A 23,435-nucleotide genomic window follows, 5' to 3' on the forward strand; every position below is an offset into this window, starting at 1 on the left:
AGGCTCGCCCGATGATCGATTCGACGATGCGGGTGCGGGTCGCCCGCCCCTCCCGGGACCTCGCCGCCGCCGAGCGGTTCTACGTCGACGGCCTGGGGCTCGACGTCCTCTGGCGCACCACCGAGCGGGTGTCCGGCGAGCACGACCTGATCATGGTCGGCCCGGCCGGCGGCAGCTGGCACTTCGAGCTCACCCGCGACCCGGAGCACCCGCTGGAGCCGACGCCGACCGTGGACGACCTCTTCGTCGTCTACCTGGGCGCGCCGGTCGACGAGGCCGCCGTGGCCAGGCTGGAGGCCGCCGGCGGCACCCGGGTCGCCGCGCACAACCCGTACTGGGACGAGTACGGCGTGACCGTCGCCGACCCGGACGGCTACCGGCTGGTGCTCTGCAGCCGGACCTGGGGCGCCTGACCCCGCCAGCCGGGTCCGGGCGTCGCCGCCGGAGTGGGAAGTCGGCCCGGCCGACTTCCCACTCCATGAGCGCCGTTGCTCCCGACTCGCCCCGCCCTCGGCGGCCCGGCCGGCCTCCCCGGGCCCCGGCGGCGGTCAGCCGACGGTGACCCGGACGTCCTTGACCGCCAGCACCTTGCAGGAGGCGGCGTCGCCCGGCTCGCGGCAGGTGGCGCGGTCGACGTAGTGCCAGGTGAGCGTGGTGCTGCCGGCGGCGGTCGCGGTCCAGGTCTGGCGGACGGTGTGGCCGCAGCCCGCGGAGTCGGGCGGGCAGCTGCTCAACTTGGCGTCCGCGTCCCGGTGCAGGACGGCCCGGTCGCCCTCGCCGGTCAGCTGCCAGCCGTGCGGCAGCGGGGCGGAGGTCAGGCTGACGCCGACCGAGCGGCCGACGGCCAGGTGGACGTCGGCCGGTTCGAAGGCCGGCTTGCCGCCGGCCACGGCCTCGGCCTCCAGGTCGGCGGGCAGGGCGAGCACGGTGTCCGGCCGCTCGTCCGACGACGGCCCGCCGGAGGAGGAACAGCCGGCCACCGGCGCCAGGGCCAGCAGGGCGGCGGCCGCGAGGGCGAGCGGGCGGCGCGGGGATCGGGCGGTCACCGGGCGTCCGCCTCCCGGGCGTTGCGCCGCAGCTCGATCAGCGCCGCGACCTCCGCCAGCCAGCGCGCGAACAGGTGCTCGCGCCCGAGGTCGGCGCCGCTCGCGGCGGCGGCCTGCAGCCACTCGCGGACGACGGTCCGGCCCGGCTCGCCGATGACCGGCTCGGGCAGCGCGAGGGCCGCCGCGAAGCCGCCGGCGCGGACGTGCTGGGCCAGGAAGCCCAGCGGGTACGCGCCGATGCCCGCCGACTCGGCGCGGTGGGCGGCCGCGATGGCGGCCTCGGTGAACAGGGCCTGGCGCGGGCCCCCGGTGAGCAGCAGGCCACGGGTGATGGCGGCGGCGACGTCGAGGTCCGCCAGTTCGGCGTCGGGGCGGACGTTCGTCATTTCGGCAGCTCCAGCGCGGTCGACTTGTTGAGGGGGTGTTCACCGGGGGTCAGCCCGCCGAGCTGGCTGTTGACGAACTGCTCCTCGGTCACCCAGGAGGTGAAGCCCCAGGGGTTGTAGACCTGCAGCTTGTCACCGTCCCGCCCGATGATCATCATCTGGTGACCCGAGTCGTCGTTCCGCACGGTGATCGGGACGGGCAGGCCCTCGTCGACGGACTTCTCGATCCGCGCCAGCGCCGCCCGCCGGTCCTCGTCGCTCTCCAGCTCGACGTGCTCGTAGTCGGCGCCGGTGGCCTTGCCGAGGTCCTTGTCGGCCAGGTAGGTCTGGGCCTTCGGCCCGAGCCCGCTGTCCACCTGCGGGTAGACCTTCTTGTTCCCGTCGACCCGCTGGCCGTCCTTGTACTCGTTGAGGTACGTGTCCTGCAGCCGCTTCTCGAAGTTCTCCGGGGAGTCGGCGCCGGGGGCGTCCGGGGTGCCCCCGGTGGTCAGCTGGAACATCATCAGCGGGTCCAGCTTGGCCTGGGCGATCACGGTGGAGGCCGCCACGCAGTCGCCGACGTTGCGCTGCGAATAGAGGCCGTAGCCGTCGATGTTGACGTTCTGGCCGCCGTAGGTCACGTCGAGGTTGTCCGAGGACTCCCGGCCGGTGTCGCCGGTGCTGGTGGCCGGCACGAGGTGCTTGGCGAGCCAGGCCGGGTCGTCGCCGTGCGGGTGGATCTGGGCGTCGAACTGCTGGATGTCGGACACCGAGTGCCCGGCCGCCAGCGCCTTCCAGAGGTAGGCCGCCTCCTCGGGGGACTTCGCGCCGGACAGCAACGCGCGGAACGCCGCCTGGTCGGCGCCGGTCATCACACCGAGGGTCTGGTTGGCCCGGTCGAGCTGGTTGGGCGTGAGGATGTAGCCGCCGTCCTCGCCCGCGCCGGGGTTCTTCTCGGTGGCCAGGACCACCGCGGCCAGCGGGTCGATCGAGCCCATCCCGGCGCGCGAGGCGCGCGCCGCGGAGGCCAGCTGGTTCAGCTTGCTGGCGGTGCTGGTGCCGGTGCTCTCCACCCGCCGGGCCGCCGCGAGCCGGGCGTCGACGCCGGCCAGTGCGGTCGCCATCGCGTCCTGGTCGAAGCCGCCCGGGTCCTGGCGGGCCCGCTCACCGGCGGCCTGCAGCTGTTCGCGGCCCTGGGTGTCGGTCTTCTTCGCCCAGTCCAGCTCGCTCGCCCAGGTGTCCAGCAGGACGGCGGCCTGGGCGAGGGTCTGCTGGGAGGTGGTGGTCTCCTCCGACATCGCGTGGATCGCCTGCGTCGCGTGCTCGGCCACCGAGCCGCTCCAGACCGCGGGCAGCTGGTTGGTGGCGATCCCGGAGAGGTCCTGCGAGGCCTGGCCGAAGGAGGCGGCCGCCTGTCCGTAGTCCTTGGCGCGGGCCTGCACGGCGCTCACGTCGCCGACCGGCTCCGGCACGGCCAGCGCCTGGTCGATCCCCTCCAGCAGGTGGAGGTTGGCGAACATGAAGTTCACCTTCTCGATGGTGTGCCGCGCCTTCTCCAGATCCTTGACCTTGCTCACCGGCCGCCGCCCGCCGGCACCAGCGAGGCCGTGATGGCCTTCTCCGCGTTGCGGTAGTTGGCCGTGGTGGTCGACATCTTCTGGGACAGCTCGTCCAGCGCGCGCTGGGTGACGGTGATCTCCTTCGACCAGGCGCTGTCGAAGGAGGACCACGCGCTGTCCATGCCGAACTCGCCGAAGGCGGTGGCCGCGTAGCAGACCGAGCCCGCGTAGGCGGTCTTGGCCGCGGCGATGTCCGTCGCCGTCTTGTTCAGTTGGTCCGTGACGCCGCTCAGACCGGCCACGCTGACGCCGTATCCGTCCCCGCCGCCGCCCGGCGCTGCTCCGTCGCTCATGCTTCCCCGTTCCCCCGTCTTCCGGTCCGTCGGTCCACCTGCCACCGGTGCCCGCGCGACGGTACGGCGCGGACACCGGGGAGAGAGCCTAACCTGTGGTGGGGGATAGGGTATTACGCCCGGGAGGGCCGGATCGGCTCCTCGCTTTCTTCACGGCCGGCCCGCAACGGCCGCACATTCGGGGCCTTCTGTGCGGTCTTCACCCCACGGGCCGGGACCGGCTCGACCGCCGGGTCCAGGATGTCCGTCTTCACCGGTACCGGTGCCGGCAGTGGTACCGGCAGCGCCGAACGGGGCGGGTAGCGGCGGTCGGTGGCCGTCGCGGCGGCGAGCAGCAGGGCGGCCGCCGCGGCGACGACGGTGATCCGGAACGGCGCCTCGGGCGCGAGGTGGCCGGCCGCCCAGCCGCCGAGGAACGTCCCCGCCGACTGGGCCAGGATGATCGCACTGACCAGCGCCGCCATCGCCTCGCCGAGCCGCGCCGTCGGCACGGTCCGCTCCACCAGGCCGAACATGGTGATCATCTGAGGTGCGACGGCCATGCCCAGGCACCCGACGGCCCCGGCCAGGGCGAGTACGCCGCCGCCGGAGAAGAGCAGCAGGACGGAGGTGGCGAACAGCAGGACCGTCCCGGCCCGCAACCGGGCCGCCAGCTCCCAACGGGCCGGCAGCGCGGCGGTGGCGATGCCCGCGAAGGCACTGGTGAATCCCATGAAGCCGTAGATCAACCCCGCCGCCCCGGGCCGGCCCAGCGCGTCCGTGGTGGCGGTGACCCCGACCTGCACCGAGCCGAAGCAGGCGCCCAGCAGCGCCATCCCGGCGAGCAGCAGCACGTACGGAGGGCTCATCAGGGGCTCGGCGGAGCGCCGCCGGGCGTCCGGCCCGGTACCGGGCGGCGCGGTCGGGTGCAGCGCGAACAGGGTGGCGCCGACGCCGACCAGCGCCGCCGCGGTGAGCAGCCCGGCGGCGGGGGAGACCAGGGTGGCGAGCAGACCGACCAGGGCCGGGCCGGTGGTGAAGCTGACCTCGTCCACGATGCCGTCCAGCGAGAGCATCGAGGACGTCAACTCCGCGTCCCCGCCCGCCAGCCGGACCCAGCGGCTGCGTGACAGCGGCCCGACCAGCGGGACCGAGAGGCCGATCAGCGCGGCCGGCGTGATCTGCGCGGCGAGCGGCAGACCGCCCTCGGACGCGGCCACCAGGGCGAGCACCGCGACCGTGTTGACGAGCGCGGTGACCAGGCCGACGGTGCGCTGCCCGCGCCGGTCCGCGAGCCGGCCGACCAGCGGCCCACCGACCGCCTGACCGAGGGCCAGCGCCCCGGCCACCACCGAGCCGCGCCAGACGCTGCCGGTGTTCCGGGTGACCAGCAGCAGGGTGCCGATCGGGCACATCGCGTTCGGCAGCCGGCCGAGCAGCGACCAGAGCAGCACCCCACCACCCGTCAGCTGCGCCGCCGAACGGAACCTCGTGACCACGGACATCGTGCTGCACCCCCCACGCGGAGCCGGGGTGGGCGCCCGCCTCCCACCACCGGCCCGAGCCGGTACCGGCGGCCCGCGGGTGAGCTCCGACCATACGACCTGGACGATCACCCGGTAACCGTACGATCACCCAGCGCAGTCGGGTCGGAGCGTTCGGTCACCTTGGAGGACCGCCCAAGGGCGGCCGGAGGGTCGCCCGGAGCGGCGCGACCCGCCCGGTTCGGTACGCCGGGTCCGAGGGCGGTCGAGGGCGGGTCCGAGGGTGGCCGGACCGTGGTGCGGCCGGACCGGCTCAGCCGACCAGCGCGGCGCGGATCCGGTCCAGGATCTGCCCCGCGCCCGTGTAGCCGATGCCGAGCATCCAGAGGCCGTCGTCCACCTGGTAGACCCGCCCGGCGCGTACCGCGTCCAGGTTCTTCCAGAGCGAGCCGTCGACGATCCTCGCCCGGTCCGACTTGGCCGCGTCGCCGTACACCGAGTAGAAGATGACGTCGGCGGCCGCCTGGTCGACCTGCTCGGGGCTGATCTCGATCGAGAAGCCGGGCTTGTCCTGGTTGGCCGGGCGGCCCAGGCCGAGGTCCTTGAAGAGCGAGCCGACGAAGGTGTCGTTGAGGTAGAGCCGGGTGGGCGCGCCGGCCAGGAAGCGGGCCATCTCCACCCGGGTGGCCGCGACCCTCGCCGGGCCGCCGAGGGCGGTGACCAGGTCGGTCACCTTGGCCCGGTACGCCGCCTCGGCCGCCTCGGCCTCGGCCCGGCGGCCGAGCGCCTCGGCGTGCAGCCGGGCGTTCTCCTTCCAGGCGGGTCCGGTGGTCTTGGTCAGGACGGTCGGCGCGATCTTCGACAGTTCGTCGTACCGCTTGTCGTCGCGGACCTGGTTGCTCAGGATGAGGTCCGGTCCGAGCGCCGCGATGCTCTCCAGGCTGGGCTGGCCGATGGTGCCGACGGCCTTCGTCCCGGCCAGCCGGTCCGCCGGGAGGTAGCCGGAGAACGGCGCGCCCTCGGCGGCGGTGGTGGCGCCGACCGGGGTGAGGCCGAGGGTGACGACGGAGTCCAGGGCGTCGGTGTCCAGGACGACCACCCGGGCGGCGCGCTGCGGCACGGTGCTCTCGCCGCGCGCGTGCCGCACGACCCGGGTGGCGGCCGCCGTGGCCCCGGAGTCGCCGTCGGTCGAGCCGCTGCCGGTCGAGCCGCAGGCGGCGAGTGCGAGCCCGGAGGCGAGGGTGAGCACGGTGCGGCGGGTGAGCGCGGGGAGCATCGGGCGACTCCGATCCGGAAGGCGGCGCGGCGCCCGGATCCCTGCCCGCGGGAGGGTGCGGCTACGCCTGCGGGCGGGGCGTGCCGGGGTCGCCCTGGCCGTCCGCGTCCCGCCGGTCGTCCGCTCCGCCGTCCTGCCGGTCGTCCGCTCCGCCGTCCTCCCGCTGCTCCCGGCGCTGGCGCAGCAGCCCGTCGTACTCGGCGTGCACCCGCCGGTCCATGGCCAGCGCGAACTGGGCGTCCGTGACCGTCCGGGCCAGTGGCCGCACCCGGAGGATCTGCTCGGTGAGGCGGGCCGCCTCACCGGGGGGCAGCGGGGTGTCGGCGGCGAGCGGGCCCAGGAGCTGGTCGCGGGCCAGCGCGGTGAAGATCTCGGCGATCGCGTCCACGTGCTCCTGGGCGCGGCGGCTGGCCTCCAGCACGACCGCGAGCGGCACGCCTTCGGCGACCAGGGCCGTGGTGGCGTCCATCAGCCGCCGGCTGACGTGGGTGATCCCGTCCTCCTCGACCGAGATGTAGCCCTGGGCGACGGACTCGGCGGTGTTCTCCTCGGTGAGCTGGTCGCCGAAGGCGGTCTTCAGCTCGTCCCAGTCGAGGTGGACGGGCGTCTCGTCCGACCAGGGCGCGATGATCGCGGCCTCCAGGCCGATCAGCTCGGCGACGTCCCGGCCGCTCTCCCCGGCGCCGATCAGCTCGGCGATGCCGCCCAGGGTGTGGCCGCGCTCCAGCAGTTCGGCGATCACTCCCAGCCGGTGCAGATGGGCCTCGCCGTACCAGGCGATCCGGCCCTCCTTGCGCGGCGGCTGGAGCAGCTTGCGCTCGCGGTAGAAACGCAGCGTCCGGATGGTGATGCCGGCCGCCTCGGCCAGCTCCTCCACCCGGTACTCGCGTCGTCCGTCGCCCGCACCCGCTCTGACCTTGTCCACGGCGCTCAGCATAGGACCGGCGATCGCCGAAGTGACGTGGCCGGGCTTCTTCCCCCCGCCGGCGACAGGGGCTACTCTGCCAATCGTGCCAGTGATTGCTGGCATGGTTATCGCGACGGCATGACGGCACGATGGCAGGACGCACGACGGCACGTCGCGGCAGTGCGCACCTCACGGCCCCCACCCTCAGGAGGACGCCGCATGGCATCCAGCACGAAGCGCCCCCGCCCCGACGCGTCCGACCGGGCCCCGCTCGACGCCTCGACCGGCCCGGCCGACACCGCCCCGGACACCACCCCGGCCCCGGAAGCCGCCCCGGCCGCACCCGACGCCCCGCACGTCCGGGTGGCCGTCATCGGCTCCGGCTTCGGCGGCATCGGCGCCGGCGTCCGGCTGCGCCGCGCCGGGATCACCGACTTCGTCATCCTGGAGCGCGCCGACTCGGTCGGCGGCACCTGGCGGGACAACAGCTACCCCGGTTGCGCCTGCGACGTCCCCTCCCACCTGTACTCCTTCTCCTTCGCGCCCAACCCCGACTGGCCGCGCAGCTTCTCCGGCCAGCCCGACATCCGCGCCTACCTGGAGAAGGTCACCGACGTCTTCGGCATCCGCCCGCACCTGCGGTTCAACGCCGAGGTCACCGAGGCCCGCTGGGAGGCCGACCGGACCCGCTGGCGGATCACCACCACGGCCGGCCAGTGGACGGCCGACGCCGTGGTCTCCGCCGCCGGGCCGCTCGCCGACCCGCAGATCCCCGACCTGCCGGGCCTGGACTCCTTCACCGGCAAGGTGTTCCACTCCTCCCGCTGGGACCACGACTTCGACCTCGCCGGCAAGCGGGTCGCGATGGTCGGCACCGGCGCCTCCGCCGCCCAGATCATCCCCAACATCCAGCCCGAGGTCGGCCGACTGACCGTCTTCCAGCGCACCCCGGCCTGGGTCCTGCCGCGCCGCGACCGCGCGATCACCGACGCCGAGAAGTGGCTGCACACCCGGCTGCCCCTCACCGCCAAGCTCCGCCGGGGCACCCTCTTCGCGCTCCGCGAGCTCCAGGTGGACGCGTTCGTCCGCCGGCCCGGCCTGCTGAAGCTCGTCCAGCAGCTCGCCGAGCGGCACATCGCCCAGAGCGTCACCGATCCGGCGCTGCGCGCCAAGCTCACGCCGGACTACCGGATCGGCTGCAAGCGCATCCTGCTCAGCAACACGTACTACCCGGCGCTGGCCGCCGCCAACACCGAGGTGGTCGCCGCCGGCCTGCGCGAGGTGCGCGGCTCGACCCTGGTCGCCTCCGACGGCAGCGAGCACGAGGTCGACGCGATCGTCTTCGGCACCGGCTTCCACGTCACCGACATGCCCATCGGCGCCCGGGTGTTCGGGGCCAACGGCACCAGCCTGGCGGAGGAGTGGAAGGACGGCATGGAGGCGCTGCGCGGCTCCACCGTGCACGGCTTCCCGAACCTGTTCTTCGTGATCGGCCCCAACACCGGCCTCGGCAACAGTTCGATGATCCTGATGATCGAGTCCCAGCTCAACTACCTGGTCGACGCCCTCACCACGCTCGGCTCGGTCGGCGCCACCGCGATGCAGCCGACCGCCCGCGCCCAGCGGCACTGGAACCTCGAACTCCAGCACCGGATGGACCGGACCGTCTGGACCACCGGCGGCTGCCGCAGCTGGTACCTGGACAGCAGCGGCAAGAACACCGTGCTCTGGCCCGGCTCCACCACCTCCTTCCGCCGGGCCACCCGCAAGGTCGACCTCGCCGAGTACGAGCTGATCATGCGGACCGTGCCGGCCGGCCGGAGCGCCGGGACGCCCGAGGAGGTGCTGGCATGAGCCCCGCGATCCCCGCCGACTGCGTCCCGCCCGCCCCCGCCGAGGAGTTGGTGATCCGCTCGGCCGACGGGAGCCGGCTGCACGCCGAGATCCACGGGCAGCCCGGCGCCCCGACCGTGGTGCTCGCCCACGGCTGGACCTGCTCGACCGTCTTCTGGGCGCCGGTGATCCACCGGCTCGCCGACCGCTACCGGGTGGTGGCCTACGACCAGCGCGGCCACGGCCGCAGCGAGGTCCCGCCCAGCCGGCTCCGCTACTCCACCCGGGCGCTCGCCGAGGACCTCTCCGCCGTGCTCACCCGGACCGTCCCGGCGGGGGAGCGGGCCGTCCTGGTCGGCCACAGCATGGGCGGTATGACCGTGATGGCCGCCGCCGGCCGCCCCGAGGTCGCCGAGCGGACCGCCGCCGCGGTGCTGGTCTCCACCGGCCCGGCCGACCTGGTGACCGAGCTGCTCGTGCTGCCGGAGGCGGTGCGCCCGGCACGGCTGCGGCGCTTCCTGCACCGGCAGGGCCTGCGCTCCCGGCTGCCGCTCGGTCCGGTCGGCCCGGTCAGCCGCGCGGCGCTCAAGTACGTCACCATGGGGGCGGGTTCGCCCGCCGACCGGGTCGAGGCGACGGCCCGGGTGGTGCACGCCTGTCCGACCGTCGTCCGGGCCCGCTGGGCCGGCGTCCTGGACTCGCTCGACGTCCGCGCCGGGCTGGCCCGGCTCACCGTGCCGACCGCCGTCGTGGTCGGCACCGACGACCGGCTGACCCCGCCGGCGCACGCGCACCGCATCGTCGCCGCGCTGCCCGACCCGCAGGGGCTGCTCCTGCTGCCCGGGGCCGGCCACATGGTGCCGATCGAGCGGCCCGCCGAGGTCGCCGCCGAGATCGAGCGGCTCGCGACCGCCCACCTGCCCGCCGTCCACCGTCCTTCCCCCCAGAGGAGCCTGACCGCATGAGTGCCACGTTGCCGCTGTCCGCACAGGTCGTCGTCGTCACGGGTGCCGCGCGCGGGGTCGGCGCCGCCCTGGCCCGCAAGCTCACCCTGCAGGGCGCCAAGGTGGCGCTGCTCGGGCTGGAACCGGCCGAGCTCAAGGAGGTCGCCGCACTCTGCGGCCCGGGCGCCACCGCCTGGGAGGCCGACGTCACCGACATCGACGCGCTCACCGAGACCGCCCGCCGGATCAAGGAGCACTACGGCCGGATCGACGTGGTGGTCGCCAACGCGGGCATCGCCATCGGCGGCCCGCTGCTCGACAGCGACCACCGGGCGTTCAGCCGGGTGATCGAGGTGAACCTGCTCGGCAGCGTGGCCACCGCGCGGGCCTTCCTGCCGGCCCTCGCCGAGAGCCGCGGCTACCTGCTCCAGATCGCCTCGCTCGCCGCGCTCACGCCCGCCCCGCTGATGAGCGCGTACTGCGCCAGCAAGTCCGGCGTCGAGGCCTTCGCCCACTCGATCCGCGCCGAGGTCGCCCACCAGGGCGTCAAGGTGGGTGTCGGCTACCTGAGTTGGACCGACACCGACATGGTCCGCGGCGCCGACCAGGACGCCGTCCTCAAGCAGATGCGCGACCGCCTGCCCTGGCCGGCCAACAAGACGTACCCGCTCGGCCCGGCCGTGGACCGCCTGGTCGCCGGCATCGCCCGCCGCTCCGCCCACGTCTACGCCCAGCCCTGGCTGCGCGGCATGCAGCCGGTCCGCTGGATCCTGCCCTCGCTGATCGCCGCCGTCGGCTCCCGCGACATCGCCCGGCTCGCCCCGCAGCTGGCCGCCACCGCGGCCTCCCGCCTCCGCCCGGTCGGCGCCGGCGGCGCCGCGGACAGCGCCGCGCACCCCGAGAAGCCCTGACCGCCGGGCCCGGCCGGCCCCGTCCCGCAGGGCCGGCCGGGCCGGGGCACCGCTCAGTTCGCCGGCTTCGCGAGCTGTTTCAGAGTGTCGTACGCCGACTGCACGAAGCGCCCGTCGAGCGCCGGACCGGTGTTGGTGAGGGCGGCGACCGCCGTCGCGGTCTGCGGGCAGAAGCCGACGACGACGGTGAACCCGCGGGTGGCGCCGGAGTGGAAGTAGAGATCGCGGCCGTCCGGCGTCCTGCGCAGGTTCCAGACCAGGCCGATCCGGTCGTCCGATCGAGACAGTCGAAGCCGCGGGCGCTGGACGTCGCGCAGCGCGTGCCCCAACTCGCCTTCCTCCGGCGACAGGTGGGCGCGGAGGAAGCGCAGCACATCGGCGCCGCCGGCCCGGACGGCGCCGGCGCCCGGCAGCCCGGGGATGAGCCACGGCGGGATCGGGCGACCGCGCCGGTGACCGGTGGCGCGGTGCGGGGCGTCGGGGGAGCAGGTGGCGGTGCGCAGGCCGAGGGGGCGGCAGAGGCGGTCGGCGAGCAGCTCGGCGTAGCCGGTGCCGCCCGCCTCGGCGAGCAGCCGGCCGAGCAGGCCGACCCCGTAGTTGGAGTACCCGTAGCGCGTACCGGGCGCGTGGCGCACGCTGGTTCGGGCCACGCCGGCGCGCAGCCGTCGGTCGTCGAAGCCCGCGTACGGATTGCGGGCCCAGCTGGGGAGGGCGGTCGCGAGCAGTCCGGGCGGGAGCTTGGGCAGGCCCGAGGTGTGGGTGGCCAGGTGCAGCAGCCGGATCGGGCCGCCGTGCCGGACGTCCGGCGGGCACCAGTCCGCTGGGAGGTGCCGCTGCAGCGGGTCGTCCAGGGCGACTTCGCCCCGTGCGGTCATGACGGCGAGCAGCAGGGCGGTGAACGTCTTGGTGACGGAGCCGAGTTCGTAGACGGTCTCGGGTGTGCAGGGCTCCCCGTCGAGGGCGGTCCGGCCGTGGCAGTGGACGGCGGTCCGGTCCCCGCGGGCCACGGCCAGCGTCACGGCGGTGGCGTACGGCGCGGCGGCCCGGACGAGGGCGGGGACCTGGTCCGCACCCGGGCCGCTGAAGCCGTGCAGGCCGCCCTCCGTCGCCCGGCGGGCGACGGAGGGCGGGTCGGTCATCGTGTCCGGGTCGGTCATCGCGTTCAGGCCGCGACCGCGGCGCCGCCGAGGGCCCGCGACAGGGTGACGGTGCCGGCCACCACGGCGACGACGGCGGTGTGCTCGTGGTCGCGGAAGGCCTGCTCGGGGTCGTCCGAGACCGGCTCGGCGCTCTCGCGCGGGATCAGCCCGTCCTCGCGCTGGATCGCGGCCAGCGCCTCCCAGCCCTGCGTGCCGGTGACGGGCTCCCCGATGCACGAGTCGACCACCAGGAGTTCGCCGACGAGGTCCCACTGGCCGACCTCCAGCCAGGTGTCGACCCAGACCGGCAGCCAGTTGCGGACGTAGTCGCGCATCGGTTCGGGCATGTCCTCGGGCCGGGCGCCCCAGTCGGTGAGGTGGAAGACGGCGTGGGTGATGTGGTAGCCGGTCAGCCAGTCGATGGCCCAGGGTTCCGGTGTCGCGCCGAGCCAGGTCCGGGAGGTGAGGGCGTCCCAGTCGTCGGGCTGATTGCGCAGTCCGATCACCCGGCGCGCGTTGGCGAGGGCGAGCCGCCGGTTGGGCATCATCTCGATGGCCTGGATCCCGCGGACCTTCGTCAGGGACTCCAGGAGCTCCTCCAGCGGGGCGTGCCGGTAGCCGGACCGGGCGAAGTGGACGTACGTCTCCAGCGGGTCGGTCATCACGGGGTAGCGCAGCAGCCGCTCGTACAGGAGGTTCCCCTCCCGCAGTTGGGACCAGCCGAAGTCCAGGAGTTCGCGGGCGATGCGGGCGTCGTGGGGGCCGGTGACGCCGTCCCGCAGGACGAGTGACGCGGCGAGGGCGGACTCGGCGAGCGGCTTGTAGGCGTTGTTCGGATCGGCCAGGTCGATGGTGACGTCGTCGGGGAGCCGGCCGAAGCCGCGCTCGTGGCAGTCGTGCAGCCAGGCCATCGCGCGCGATCCCAACTGCTGTGCGGAGGACAGGAGCTGGTTGTCGGTCATGACGCCGCTCCGCTCAGCAGGTGTTCGGCCACAGCGAGTTCGAGTGCGGTGCGCGCACTGCCGTCACCCACGGCCCGGATCCGGTCCAGCATGGGTTCGACCTCCAGGGGCAGCGGCCGTCCGTCGGCGGCGAGCCAGGCGAGCCATCTGGTCAGCCGGGCGGCGACCCGGTAGTCGCAGCGCAGCAGCGAACGGACGGCGCCGCGGGCCAGGGCGAGACCGTGCTCGCGGGCCGCGTCGTGCACGGGGCCGTCGAGGCCGGGGAGGGCGAGGGCGGACAGCTGGGCCATCCGGACCGACCAGGCCTGCCAGGCGTGGGGCTCCGGCCGCGGGGCGTGACCGGGGTGGGGCACGCCGCGGTCGTGCGTCGTGTCGCCGGCCGGTTCGGGGAACAGGAGGTCGGCGGCGGGTCCGGGCGCCCGGGCGAGCAGCACGGTGGTGGCCCAGTCCCGCCACGCGGCGACGAGGACGGCACCGGCCGCCCGGTCGTCGTCGGCGGACCGGGCGGGGACGGGGGATCCCGGTTCGGTGGGCGCCGGAAAGCCGGCGAGGGGGAAGGCCCGGTGGGCTTCGGTCAGCAGCAGGACGGCCTGTTCGTCGGCGCCGGCCACGCCCAGCACCTGCGGTGCGAGCACGTCCGGCCCGAGCACCCGGGCGGCGGCGAGGACCGGACGCGGCGCGGGGCCGGTGTCGGGCGCGGCGGGCGCGACCGCGCCCTCGACGCCACGGAGGGCGTCGAGGGTGCGACCTGCCAGCCGCTCCACCGCTGCGGCGTATTCGTCGCGGAGCGAGAGATCGGCGGTTGGCATGGTGCGTACTTCTCCTTGAAGAGGGCTTCGCGGTGTCACGGGGCCGCTGTGCGCCCGCGGACTCCGCGCGGTGCCGGGTGCCGTCGGTCCCGAATTACCGGGTCTTCTCCTTCGGCGGCTTCGGCGACAGCAGCAGCGCTCCTGCCAGGAGCAGCAGGGCGGCGGCTTCGGGGCGGTACGTGGGCGCGTCGCTGACGGTCGCCTCGTCCTCCGTGATCAACATGCCTAGTGCGTCGAGCTCGGCCTGGGTGGCGAGCGTCGTCCGCGTGGTCTGAGTAAGCATCTGAGTGCCTCCTCATCGAAGTTCCATCGCCTGGTCCGGCGATGCCCCCCTTCAATCGACAATAGGAGCACGAACCATCCGGCGCCACCGCAGTACGCTCCGTGACCATCGTCACCGAGAGGTACCTCACCGGCGCGCAGCGAGAGCGCCCGGGGTGTCGCGGATACCCGCGAGTAGATACGGTCGCTGCATGACCACTGCCTTGATCACCGGCGCGACCGCCGGCATCGGAGCCGCGTTCGCCCGCCGGCTCGCCCGGAGCGGCTACCGCCTCGTCCTGGTGGCCCGGGACACCGAGCGGCTGGAGCGCGCGGCCGCCGACCTGCGGGCGAAGTTCGGCGTCGACACCGAGGTGCTCACCGCCGACCTCGCCACCGAGGCCGGTATCGCGGCCGTCGAGACCCGGCTGGCCGACCCGGCCCACCCGGTGGACCTGCTCGTGAACAACGCCGGTTTCGGCAACAAGGGCGCCTTCCTGACCGTCCCGCTCCAGGACGAGCTGGACATGCTGAAGGTGCACGTCGAGGCGATCCTGCGGCTCACCACGGCGGCGCTGCCCGGCATGCGCGAGCGCGGCCGCGGCGCGATCGTCAACGTCGCCTCGGTGGCGGCGTTCCTGCCGCGCGGCACGTACGGGGCCAGCAAGGCGTGGGTGGTGAGCTTCACCCAGGGCGTGATGCGCGACCTCGGCGGCACCGGCGTGCGGCTGATGGCGCTCTGCCCGGGCTTCACCCACACCGAGTTCCACGAGCGGGCCGGCATGGGCACCGGCAACATCCCCTCCTGGGGCTGGCTGTCCGCCGAGCGGGTGGTCGCCGAGGCGATGCGGGACCTGGCGCGCGGCCGCTCGCTGTCCGTGCCGAGCAAGCGCTACAAGCTCGCGGTCGCGATCGCCCGGGTGCTGCCGTCGGGCAAGCTCGGCGGGGTCTCCTCGAAGGCGGCCCGGACGTACCGGACCGACTGACGTACCGGTTCGGCGGGCGGGGTCGGGCGGTGCCGGTCCCCCAGGGGCGGCCATGGGAATAGGAACAGTCTCACTATTAGCTTAGCTAACTATGAGCTATCCTCGCTATGCCGGTGGCCGCCCGACCGCCGTGTCCACCACGCCCGCCACGCCCGCCGCAGCCCCCTGCGGCGCCGTGCCCGCCGCGCGCCCGCGCGTCCGACCCCAGGAGGCCCGCCCTTGAGGCCCGACGGCATCAGCTGGACCCCGCCCGCCCAGGCCGAGGGAGAGCCCCGCCCGCCGGCCCAGTGGCGCCGCATCCTCGCGCTGTTCCGCCCGTACTCCGGCCGGCTCACCGTGGTCGGTGTGCTGGTGGCGGCCTCCGCGGTCGTCTCGGTGGTCACGCCGTTCCTGCTGAAGGCCGTGCTGGACACCGCCATCCCGCAGGGCCGGACCGGCCTGCTCAGCCTGCTCGCGCTCGGCATGATCGCCGCCGCCGTGGTCAACAGCATCTTCAACGTGCTGCAGACGCTGATCTCCACCACCGTCGGCCAGCGCGTGATGCACGACCTGCGCACCGCCGTCTACGGCCACCTCCAGCGGATGTCGCTGGCGTTCTTCACCCGCACCCGCACCGGCGAGGTGCAGTCCAGGATCGCCAACGACATCGGCGGCATGCAGTCCACCGTGACCTCCACCGCCACCTCGCTGGTCTCCAACTTCACCAGCGTGATCGCCTCGGTGGTCGCGATGGTCGCGCTGGACTGGCGGCTCACCGTCGTCTCGCTGCTGCTCCTGCCGGTCTTCGTCTGGATCAGCCGCCGGGTCGGCAACGAGCGCAAGAAGATCACCGGTGAGCGGCAGAAGCAGCTCGCCGCGATGAGCTCGGCCGTGCAGGAGTCCCTCTCGGTCAGCGGCATCCTGCTCGGCCGCACCATGGGCCGCTCCGACTCGCTCGCCGCGGACTTCACCGGGCAGTCCGACCGGCTGGCCGAGCTGGAGGTGCGCTCCAGCATGGCCGGGCGCTGGCGGATGAACACCATCCAGATCGTGATGGCCGCGATGCCCGCGGTGATCTACTGGGCGGCCGGACTGGCCTCGGCCGGCGGTTCGCCGATCGTCTCGGTCGGCACCCTGGTCGCCTTCGTCTCGCTCCAGCAGGGCCTGTTCCGCCCGACCATCAGCCTGCTCTCCACCGGTGTCCAGGTGCAGACCTCGCTGGCGCTGTTCCAGCGGATCTTCGAGTACCTCGACCTCCCGGTGGAGATCGCCGAGCCCGAGCGGCCGACCGCCTTGGAGAAGATCCGCGGCGAGGTCCGCTTCGAGGGCGTCGAGTTCCGCTACGACCCCGAGCAGGAGCGGCCCACGCTCGCCGGGGTGGAGCTCAAGGTCCCGGCCGGCAGCTCGCTCGCCGTGGTCGGCGAGACCGGCTCCGGCAAGACCACGCTCAGCTACCTCGTCCCCCGCCTCTACGACGTCACCGGCGGCCGGGTGACGATCGACGGGGTGGACGTCCGCGAGCTCTCCTTCGACTCGCTGTCACGGGCGGTCGGCGTGGTCTCCCAGGAGACGTACCTCTTCCACGCCTCGGTCGCCGACAACCTGCGCTTCGCCAAGCCGGACGCGACCGACGAGGAACTCGTCGCCGCCGCCCGGGCCGCGCAGATCCACGACACCATCGCCGGACTCCCGGACGGCTACGCGACCCTGGTCGGGGAGCGCGGCTACCGCTTCTCGGGAGGGGAGAAGCAGCGTCTCGCGCTGGCCCGGACCGTGCTGCGCAACCCGCCCGTGCTGATCCTGGACGAGGCCACCAGCGCGCTGGACAACCGCACCGAGCAGGCCGTCCAGCAGGCCATCGACACCCTCGCGGCCGACCGCACCACCATCACCATCGCCCACCGGCTCTCCACCGTCCGGGCCGCCGACCGGATCGTCGTGCTGGACCGGGGCGAGGTCGTCGAACAGGGCACCCACGACGAACTGGTCGAGGCCGACGGCCGGTACGCGGCCCTGCTGCGCCGTGAGGCGCCGGTCCCGGTGCTCGAAAAGCGGTAGCCGCCGGGGCGGCCGGTCCGCGGCGCGGGCTCGGGTGACGGTCAGGCGGCCTTGGGGATCTCGTTGTAGGTCTCCGCGATCTCCTGGCCGGAGAGCTGCTGGATCGCCCGCATCACCTCGTCGGTGACCTGCCGGCGGGCCTTGAGCGACCGGGCCTGCCCGTGCAGTTCGTCGAAGTGCAGCGGCTCGCCGAAGCGTACCGTCACCTTGCGCAGGCGCGGGACGCGCTTGCCGATCGGCAGGATCTGGTCGGGTCCCTCCAGCGCCACCGGCACCACCGGGACGCCGGCGGTGAGGGCCAGCCAGGCCACGCCGGTCTTGCCGCGGTAGAGGCGGCCGTCGAGCGAGCGGGTGCCCTCGGGGTAGATGCCGAAGGCCTTGCCGTCCTCCAGGATCTCCAGGGCCGACTCCAGCGAGGCCTGCGCGGAGCGGTAGGTGCCGCGCTCGACGGGCACCGCGCCGATCGCCTCGAAGAAGCCCTTGGAGAGCGCGCCCTTCATCCCGGTACCGGTGAAGTACTCGGCCTTGGCCAGGAAGTGCACCCGGCGCGGCGCGGTCAGCGGGATCACCACGCTGTCGATGAAGGAGAGGTGATTGCTGGCCAGGATCACGCCGCCCTTGCGCGGCACGTTCTCCAGGCCCTCGATGGTCGGCCGCCAGATCCCCCGCGCGAGCGGTTTCAGCACCAGCTTGGTGACGAGATCGAGCATGGTCCCTCCCAGGACGAGCACGCCCGAGACGAGCCCGGGCCTGAACAGACGACGATCGGCGTTCGTTCCCCGGCCGGGCCGGGATCAGACCCGCAGACTACGACACCCACCCCCGAGCCCGTCCACTCCCGGCAACCGTGGCGCTCACCACGGCCGGGTAGGGTACGGCCGTCGGAAACGCACATCAGCAGTCATGCGGATCATCGCAGGCATGCAGTTCCTCAGGAGGGGCCACCCATGGCAGACGTCGACACCATCCGCGCGGCGTTCGACAAGTACGACGTGAACGGCAACGGCCGGATCACCGCCGTCGAGTACGCGAAGGTCGCCCGCGAGCTCGGCGACCTGACCACGTCGATCTCGATGGCCGAGGCCATCATCAAGCAGATGGACACCAACCACGACGGCGAGCTGACCTTCGACGAGTTCCTCGCCGCGCGTCAGGGCTGAGCCGGCGTCGGGCCGAAGCCGGTACCGGGCCGAGCCCGTTCAGGGCCGAGTCCGTACCGCGCCGAGCCCGCATCGGGCGGGGCTCCGGGATTCCCGGGGTCCCGCCCGCCGCGTTCCCGGGCCGGTCGGTCCGGCCCTCCGGGCGGCCCGGCCGGCGCCTGCTCAGGCCCGGGTCGGGAACACCCGGCGGACCACCCGCTCGCTCGCCCCGCCGTCGTCCCACGGGCAGAACCGTTCGCGGAACTTCGCCCGCGCCGCCGGCTCCGGGTCGCCGGCCAGCAGCGCCGCGGCCAGCCCGTCGGCATCCACCGTCACCGCGCCCGGCGGCTCCGCGAAGAGGTCGAAGTAGACCCCGCGCACCCGCCGGTACTCCTCCCAGTCCGGCGCGAAGACCACGATCGGCCGGTCCAGCACGGCGTAGTCGAACATCATCGAGGAGTAGTCGGTGACCAGGACGTCCGCCGCCAGGTAGAGGTCCTCCACGGTCGGGTGCGCCGAGACGTCCACGATCGCGGCCGCGTCCTCACCCGCCGCCAACTCGCCCGGGCCCCCGGTGTGGAAGTAGTGCGTGCGCACCAGCAGCGTGAAGCCGGGGCCCAGCCGCCGGGCCAGCTCGCGGACGTCCAGCAGCGGGACGTACCCGCCCCGGCCCTCGCGGTGCGTCGGCGCGTACAGCACCGCCGTGGTGTCCGGTGCCAGCCCGAACCGCTCGCGCATCGCCGCCACTTCGGCCGGCGTGCTGACGGCCAGCCGGTCGTTGCGCGGGTAGCCGGTGTCCAGCATCTCGTAGCGGCCGGGGAAGGCCCGGGCGAAGTGCTCGCTGGTGTGCGGGTTGGAGGAGACCAGGAAGTCCCAGCGGTCGACGGCCTCCAGCAGCCGGTCGAAGTCCATCCCGTCGGCAGCCACCGGGTGGTCCCGGAGATCCATCCCCATCGCCTTCAGCGGCGTGCCGTGCTGCGTCTGGACGTGCACCGTCCCCGGACGCTTCACCATCGTGCGCGGGAAGTTGACGTTGTTCACGAAGTACTTGGCGGTCGCCATCGCCTTCAGGTAGGCCGGTGTGTTGACGATCACGTAGGGCACCCCGGCCGGCAGCGTGGCCGCCTGCTTCCGGTTCTCCACCACCCACACGCCCCGTACGTCCGGGGCGAGTTCCCTGGCCTTCTCGTAGATCGCCGCCGGGCTGCACGCGTAACCCCGGTGCCAGTACGCCGCGTAGACCGCCAGGTGCTCGTCCAGCGGGAGCCGGCGGAACGCGTTGTACGCGGTGAAGCGGGCGCCGCTGCGCACCCCCTTCTTCACCGCCGGGGCGACGGCCCGCGCCCCCCGCTTGAGTTCGCGCGGCAGCCGGCCGGTGCGGCGCAGTTCCGCGTAGGCGACCCGGGCGCCGCGCGCCGCCAGGCGGTACTGCACGCCGCGCAGGCCGCCGGGGAACTGGTAGCCGGCCGGGCGGTGGCGTGCGAAGTGCTCGGCGATCCGCCGGAAGAAGTCCTTGCGCAGCCCGGCCGGGACCAGCCCGGGGGTGTCGTGGACGGTCAGCGCCTGCTGGACGGTCCGCTCGAAGACGAGGGTGCGCAGGGTGTCCGGCACCGGGCGGCCGGGCCGGTCCGGGCGGTCCAGGAACGCGAAGATCGCGTCGTACTGGGCGAAGGCGTCGGCGTGCTTGGGGGAGGCGGTGCTGGTGATCGCGCCGGGGCGGCCGCGCCGGTAGAAGTAGCAGACCCGGTCGAGGTAGCGCAGCCGTCCGGCGGCCAGCAGGGCCGGGTAGGTGACCGAGATGTCCTCGTAGAAGCCGCGCCCGAAGGAGACGCCGAGGCCGAGCAGGAAGTCGCGGCGGAAGACCTTGTTCCACACCGACATCACGGTCCGGAACAGCGCGGGGTGCTCGGCGAGGGTGCAGCCGTCGACCAGCGGCGAGCCGACCAGGACGTGGCGCCAGGGGTTCGGCTCGGTCCCGCCGTCGGGGTAGACGTGGGTGAAGTCGGTGAGCAGGACGTCGGCCGGGGTCTCGCGGGCGCGTTCCTGCGCGAGCTCGTCGAGGAGCGCGGAGACGGTGCCGTCCGGCAGCCAGTCGTCGCTGTCGACGAACCAGACGTACTCGCCGCGGACCTCGGGGAGGGCGGCGGTCCGGGCGCCGCCGAGACCCTGGTTCTCGGTGAGGTGCAGCACGCGCAACCGCGGGTCGCGGGCGGCGTACTCGTCCAGGATCGCGCCGCAGCGATCGGGGGAGAGGTCGTCGACCGCGATCACCTCGAAGCGCGACTCCCCGAGGGGAGTGGCTTCCAGGATCGAGTCGAGGCAGCGGGGCAGGTAGCGCTCGACTCCGTGGACCGGGAGCACGATGCTGAGGAGGACTGGCACGCTGGCCGAGTCTACCGAGCGCCGCCGGGGAGCGGATTCGCGCGGGGTCGGGGCACGGGGTGGAGGTGCGCTGCGCGGTGCCGGGCGGGGGCGCGGTGCGGGGGTGTGAGATGCGTCGCGGGAGCGTGGCGGCGGGTCCGGTCCGGTGCCTCGGTACCGGGCCGTACCGGAGGCCGTCCGCGGACCCGGAACCGCCGGTGCCGGGCCCCGTACGGGGCGGCACCGGCAGCCTGGTGGCGGCCCGGCCGACCCTCACGGCCGGCCGCCCGTCCCAGCGCCTCCCGGGCCTGGCCACCGCAGCGTCGAGGTGGCCGGGCAGTGGCTCGGGGGAGCCGGAATTCTTCATCAGTCGAACGCACGATTGAGCGGTGCTTGAGCGGGATCCGTGTTCGCGCGGTCGATGAAGATATTGCTTGGAGGTTTCCCCCACGTCAATCCCTCGATTGTGTTCACTTTCTGAACTGTCTCGTCCGAGTGGTCGGTGGCCCTCCCATGGCGTGCGGGGCGACCGCCGGTCGCGTCCGGGCCCCACCGGTCGTGATCGACGGTGATCCCGCACGCCCGGCGCGTACCTCCCCGGCAAGCGCCGGGCGCGTACCCCCGAGGCACCCGTGACGCGCGGCCGGTCGTGCACCATCATTGATGCTCAGTCGTAACCGCTCCGGGAGCCCCTGGTGCGGCGTCAGTTGACGCCGCACGATACGGTGGCAGCACACCAGGACGGTTGCGCGAAGGCCGTCTGTCACGGATAGTCTTCGCCTCACGGCCCTGGCGCCTCGTAGGGGTGGGAAAAACTGATGGAACACATGCAAGTGCGGTCCCGGCCCCGCGTGCCGGCGATCCAGTGCGGCGTCGGCGCGACCGGCCGTCGGATCGAGCGTCACCTGGCAGTGCTCGGCGCGCCCGCACTCCCGGCGGTGGACACCGCCGAGGCACTCGGGTTGATAAGGGAACTGACGCCGCGCGGCTCCAGTGCCCCGACCGAGCCGCGTCGCCATGCGCGGGTGTCGCTGCTGGCGCCGCTGCGCCGGCTGCGGCGGAGCCTGTTCGGCGGTCGCGGCTAGGGCCTCAAGCCCTCGCGCCCACCGGCATCCGACCCGGCGGACCTCAGGGACCGTCGGGTCTTCGGCGTACCCGGGGCCCTTGGGCCGACCTCGGGCTCCGTGGGCCCAAGCCCTTGGGCCCTCACCGGTCCCGGCCGGCCGCCCGGCCGGGAGCAGCCCGAACCGTCCACCGTGCGGCCCCCTGCCCCCACCAGCACGGCGAGTCGGCGAGGCGGGCCCCGGTGCCCCCGGCGGTACGTGAGGATGGCGTTCATGGCGGACAACATCCACTCCACGCCCTTCCACACCACCACCTTCGAGATCACCACGGGCAGCCACGAGGTCGCCCTCGACATCACCGACCGCTGCGCCGAGTTCCTGAACGACCGGGCAGCCGGCCGTGACGGCCTGCTCAACGTCTTCGTGCCGCACGCCACGGCCGGAATCGCCGTGCTGGAGACCGGCTCGGGCAGCGACGACGACCTCCTCACGACGCTGCGCGAACTGCTGCCCGCCGACGACCGCTGGCGTCACCGGCACGGCAGTCCGGGTCACGGCCGCGACCACGTCGTCCCGGGCCTGGTCGCCCCGCACGCCACCCTGCCCGTGATCGGCGGCCAACTGGCGCTCGGCGTCTGGCAGTCCGTCGTCCTGATCGACACCAACCGAGACAACCCGCGCCGGACGGTCCGGCTCTCCTTCCTGGGCTGACCGGCCCGCACCCCGGCCCGGCCCGTCCCGCCGGGGGCCTGTGGCGTGGCCTCCGGCGGGGTGGCCGGCTGCGGTCGTGGTCGGCGGGTCGCTTATCGGGTGGCTGTGCGGCCGTCGGTCCGGCCGGGTGCGGGGAGGATCGGTGCGGCCGTCGGCCCGGCCGCCCTGCCGGGGGCCTGTGGCGTCGCTTCCAGTGGGGTGGCCGCCCCGGTGGGGGAGGCCGCCGTGGCGACGGCGGCGAGGTAGCGCTCGATGGCCAGGTACTGGCAGAGCACCGCCACCGGGCGGCCGAGCCGCGCGTACCAGGAGGCGAGCCGGGCGAACGCGGTCACCTCGAACCAGACCTCGCCCGCGGCGTCCATGGTCACCAGGAACGCCTCCTCGCCGCACTCCGGGTGCCCGGGAAGGGTGCCGTAGGCGAAGCCGATCCGGTCCGGCTCGTCCACCGTCCACACCACCCGGCAGGGAATCACCAGCCGGGGCCGCCGCAGCCCGGGCAGGCTCAGCCGCAGCAGGACGGTCGCGCCCTCCTCGGCCGGCGCGTACGGATGGACGGCGAAGCCGCTGCCCAGCTGGCTGCCCCAGCCGAGCACGTACCGCCCGGCCCGCTCCAGGACGTCGGGACCGTGCCCGAGGTGGATCCGCCGCCGCAGCTGGGCGTAGCCCTCGGGGAGCCGGGCCTCGCGGGTGGCGCCCACCTCCGGGTAGGTCGGGGCGGCGGCGCGAGCGGCGAGCAACCGCCAGTGGAGCGAGGCGGGGGAGGCGGAGGAGGCGGGCATGGGGCTCACGGTAACCGGACCCAGGCGTCGGGACGGGGGGTGGGGGTGGGCGGACGGGTCGCCCGTCGTAGCACTCGCGGCGCCTCGGGCCCGTCCGGCCGGGCCTGGGGGCGCGGGTACTGGCTCGGTAGCTCCGCCCGCCCGGCCGCCGGTGCCTCGGCCTCGCCGGCGGGGCCGTCCGCCCAGCGCTCCGGGCCCGTCCGGCCGGGGCCGGCCTTGCCGAGGGGTGGGGGCGCGGAGTATCAAGGCGGCATGAGCGAAGCGGTGAAGAACGAAACGGACCCGGTCTGCGCACTCGCCCCCGGTGGCGCCGGGCCGGAGGCCGCCCTGACGCACGACCCGGAGCTGACCAGGCCGCGCGCGGACTGCGTGCTGTGCGGGGAGCCGACCGAACTGCCCGCCGACCACCCCGGTGCCACGCTCTGCCCGGTCTGCACCTGGCAGCAGGCGCAGCGGATCGCCTGCTCCGGCTGACGGAGCGCACCCGACCGGGCCCGGCGCGGCCGTGGCGCCCCGGGCCCCGCGGTCCG

24 protein-coding genes are annotated in these 23,435 nt (G+C 74.1%); 10 read left to right on the top strand and 14 right to left on the bottom strand.

Annotation, left to right across the window (positions count from 1 at the left end):
* The first annotated feature begins 11 nt into the window (after positions 1–11).
* Positions 12–413 carry a VOC family protein gene (locus ACZ4UX_RS16465; RefSeq protein ID WP_329490531.1) on the top strand — a complete coding sequence of 134 codons (402 nt, stop codon included), beginning with the start codon at positions 12–14 and terminating at the stop codon, positions 411–413.
* A gap of 135 nt (positions 414–548) precedes the next feature.
* On the opposite strand, the gene ACZ4UX_RS16470 is transcribed toward ACZ4UX_RS16465, so the two are convergent.
* The 7 genes from ACZ4UX_RS16470 to ACZ4UX_RS16500 form a co-directional block, all read right to left on the bottom strand.
* A complete protein-coding gene (locus tag ACZ4UX_RS16470) occupies positions 549–1,046 on the bottom strand; it encodes a hypothetical protein (RefSeq protein WP_329490532.1) in 498 nt (165 codons plus the stop codon).
* Entirely contained in the window at positions 1,043–1,432 is a 390-nt protein-coding gene (locus ACZ4UX_RS16475; RefSeq protein WP_465707153.1) for a hypothetical protein, read from the bottom strand. Before ACZ4UX_RS16475 ends, ACZ4UX_RS16470 begins: the two co-directional genes overlap by 4 nt.
* Complete coding sequence (locus ACZ4UX_RS16480) at positions 1,429–2,988, bottom strand: hypothetical protein (protein WP_465707154.1); 1,560 nt, start codon at positions 2,986–2,988, stop codon at positions 1,429–1,431. Before ACZ4UX_RS16480 ends, ACZ4UX_RS16475 begins: the two co-directional genes overlap by 4 nt.
* Positions 2,985–3,323 (bottom strand): type VII secretion target, encoded by a 339-nt coding sequence (locus ACZ4UX_RS16485; RefSeq protein WP_329490535.1) that lies wholly within the window; start codon positions 3,321–3,323, stop codon positions 2,985–2,987. Before ACZ4UX_RS16485 ends, ACZ4UX_RS16480 begins: the two co-directional genes overlap by 4 nt.
* Positions 3,324–3,436: 113 nt before the next feature.
* Positions 3,437–4,807, bottom strand: a complete 1,371-nt coding sequence (locus ACZ4UX_RS16490) for an MFS transporter (protein ID WP_465707155.1) — start codon at positions 4,805–4,807, stop codon at positions 3,437–3,439.
* Between the two features lie 292 nt (positions 4,808–5,099).
* On the bottom strand, positions 5,100–6,062 hold the full coding sequence (locus ACZ4UX_RS16495) for an ABC transporter substrate-binding protein (protein ID WP_465707156.1): 963 nt from the start codon (positions 6,060–6,062) through the stop codon (positions 5,100–5,102).
* 61 nt (positions 6,063–6,123) lie between these two features.
* Positions 6,124–6,999, bottom strand: coding sequence for a MerR family transcriptional regulator (locus tag ACZ4UX_RS16500; protein WP_465707157.1), 876 nt, complete (start codon positions 6,997–6,999; stop codon positions 6,124–6,126).
* A gap of 189 nt (positions 7,000–7,188) precedes the next feature.
* Here ACZ4UX_RS16500 and ACZ4UX_RS16505 point away from each other — a divergent pair, with 189 nt between their 5' ends.
* From ACZ4UX_RS16505 to ACZ4UX_RS16515, 3 genes are read left to right on the top strand one after another with little or no spacing between them, the layout of a single operon-like run.
* Positions 7,189–8,823: a flavin-containing monooxygenase gene (locus tag ACZ4UX_RS16505; protein WP_465707158.1), complete on the top strand. Its 1,635-nt coding sequence runs from the start codon at positions 7,189–7,191 to the stop codon at positions 8,821–8,823.
* Positions 8,820–9,767, top strand: a complete 948-nt coding sequence (locus ACZ4UX_RS16510) for an alpha/beta fold hydrolase (protein ID WP_380389164.1) — start codon at positions 8,820–8,822, stop codon at positions 9,765–9,767. The genes ACZ4UX_RS16505 and ACZ4UX_RS16510 overlap by 4 nt, the downstream gene beginning before the upstream one ends.
* Entirely contained in the window at positions 9,764–10,657 is an 894-nt protein-coding gene (locus ACZ4UX_RS16515; protein WP_329490541.1) for an SDR family oxidoreductase, read from the top strand. The genes ACZ4UX_RS16510 and ACZ4UX_RS16515 overlap by 4 nt, the downstream gene beginning before the upstream one ends.
* A gap of 53 nt (positions 10,658–10,710) precedes the next feature.
* On the opposite strand, the gene ACZ4UX_RS16520 is transcribed toward ACZ4UX_RS16515, so the two are convergent.
* From ACZ4UX_RS16520 to ACZ4UX_RS16535, 4 genes are all read right to left on the bottom strand, one after another.
* Complete coding sequence (locus ACZ4UX_RS16520; RefSeq protein WP_465707159.1) at positions 10,711–11,814, bottom strand: serine hydrolase domain-containing protein; 1,104 nt, start codon at positions 11,812–11,814, stop codon at positions 10,711–10,713.
* A 5-nt stretch (positions 11,815–11,819) separates the two neighbouring features.
* Positions 11,820–12,758: a DUF6895 family protein gene (locus tag ACZ4UX_RS16525; RefSeq protein WP_465707160.1), complete on the bottom strand. Its 939-nt coding sequence runs from the start codon at positions 12,756–12,758 to the stop codon at positions 11,820–11,822.
* Entirely contained in the window at positions 12,755–13,567 is an 813-nt protein-coding gene (locus ACZ4UX_RS16530) for a hypothetical protein (RefSeq protein ID WP_465707161.1), read from the bottom strand. Before ACZ4UX_RS16530 ends, ACZ4UX_RS16525 begins: the two co-directional genes overlap by 4 nt.
* A 94-nt stretch (positions 13,568–13,661) precedes the next feature.
* Positions 13,662–13,850: a hypothetical protein gene (locus ACZ4UX_RS16535; protein WP_329490545.1), complete on the bottom strand. Its 189-nt coding sequence runs from the start codon at positions 13,848–13,850 to the stop codon at positions 13,662–13,664.
* 190 nt (positions 13,851–14,040) lie between these two features.
* On the opposite strand from ACZ4UX_RS16535, the gene ACZ4UX_RS16540 reads away from it, so the two are divergent.
* Both ACZ4UX_RS16540 and ACZ4UX_RS16545 read left to right on the top strand, forming a co-directional pair.
* Entirely contained in the window at positions 14,041–14,814 is a 774-nt protein-coding gene (locus tag ACZ4UX_RS16540; protein WP_465707162.1) for an SDR family NAD(P)-dependent oxidoreductase, read from the top strand.
* A gap of 219 nt (positions 14,815–15,033) precedes the next feature.
* The gene (locus tag ACZ4UX_RS16545; protein ID WP_465707163.1) at positions 15,034–16,851 is read left to right on the top strand and encodes an ABC transporter ATP-binding protein; all 1,818 of its coding nucleotides are present in this window, start codon (positions 15,034–15,036) and stop codon (positions 16,849–16,851) included.
* A gap of 41 nt (positions 16,852–16,892) precedes the next feature.
* On the opposite strand, the gene ACZ4UX_RS16550 is transcribed toward ACZ4UX_RS16545, so the two are convergent.
* Positions 16,893–17,561 (bottom strand): lysophospholipid acyltransferase family protein, encoded by a 669-nt coding sequence (locus ACZ4UX_RS16550; protein WP_359804277.1) that lies wholly within the window; start codon positions 17,559–17,561, stop codon positions 16,893–16,895.
* A gap of 237 nt (positions 17,562–17,798) precedes the next feature.
* Here ACZ4UX_RS16550 and ACZ4UX_RS16555 point away from each other — a divergent pair, with 237 nt between their 5' ends.
* Positions 17,799–18,011, top strand: coding sequence for an EF-hand domain-containing protein (locus ACZ4UX_RS16555; protein WP_329490549.1), 213 nt, complete (start codon positions 17,799–17,801; stop codon positions 18,009–18,011).
* Between the two features lie 162 nt (positions 18,012–18,173).
* On the opposite strand, the gene ACZ4UX_RS16560 is transcribed toward ACZ4UX_RS16555, so the two are convergent.
* Positions 18,174–20,372 (bottom strand): bifunctional glycosyltransferase/CDP-glycerol:glycerophosphate glycerophosphotransferase, encoded by a 2,199-nt coding sequence (locus tag ACZ4UX_RS16560; protein ID WP_465707164.1) that lies wholly within the window; start codon positions 20,370–20,372, stop codon positions 18,174–18,176.
* A gap of 797 nt (positions 20,373–21,169) precedes the next feature.
* Here ACZ4UX_RS16560 and ACZ4UX_RS16565 point away from each other — a divergent pair.
* Positions 21,170–21,436, top strand: coding sequence for a hypothetical protein (locus ACZ4UX_RS16565; protein WP_329490551.1), 267 nt, complete (start codon positions 21,170–21,172; stop codon positions 21,434–21,436).
* A gap of 252 nt (positions 21,437–21,688) precedes the next feature.
* Positions 21,689–22,126 (top strand): YjbQ family protein, encoded by a 438-nt coding sequence (locus ACZ4UX_RS16570; RefSeq protein WP_329490552.1) that lies wholly within the window; start codon positions 21,689–21,691, stop codon positions 22,124–22,126.
* A 92-nt stretch (positions 22,127–22,218) separates the two neighbouring features.
* Here ACZ4UX_RS16570 and ACZ4UX_RS16575 read toward each other — a convergent pair whose 3' ends face one another.
* Positions 22,219–22,905, bottom strand: coding sequence for a DUF1990 family protein (locus ACZ4UX_RS16575; protein WP_465707165.1), 687 nt, complete (start codon positions 22,903–22,905; stop codon positions 22,219–22,221).
* Positions 22,906–23,157: 252 nt separating this feature from the next.
* Between ACZ4UX_RS16575 and ACZ4UX_RS16580 the strand changes: the two genes are divergently transcribed.
* On the top strand, positions 23,158–23,379 hold the full coding sequence (locus ACZ4UX_RS16580) for a hypothetical protein (RefSeq protein WP_465707166.1): 222 nt from the start codon (positions 23,158–23,160) through the stop codon (positions 23,377–23,379).
* Positions 23,380–23,435: the final 56 nt, after the last annotated feature.

It is taken from the genome of Kitasatospora sp. NPDC028961 (assembly GCF_055564815.1).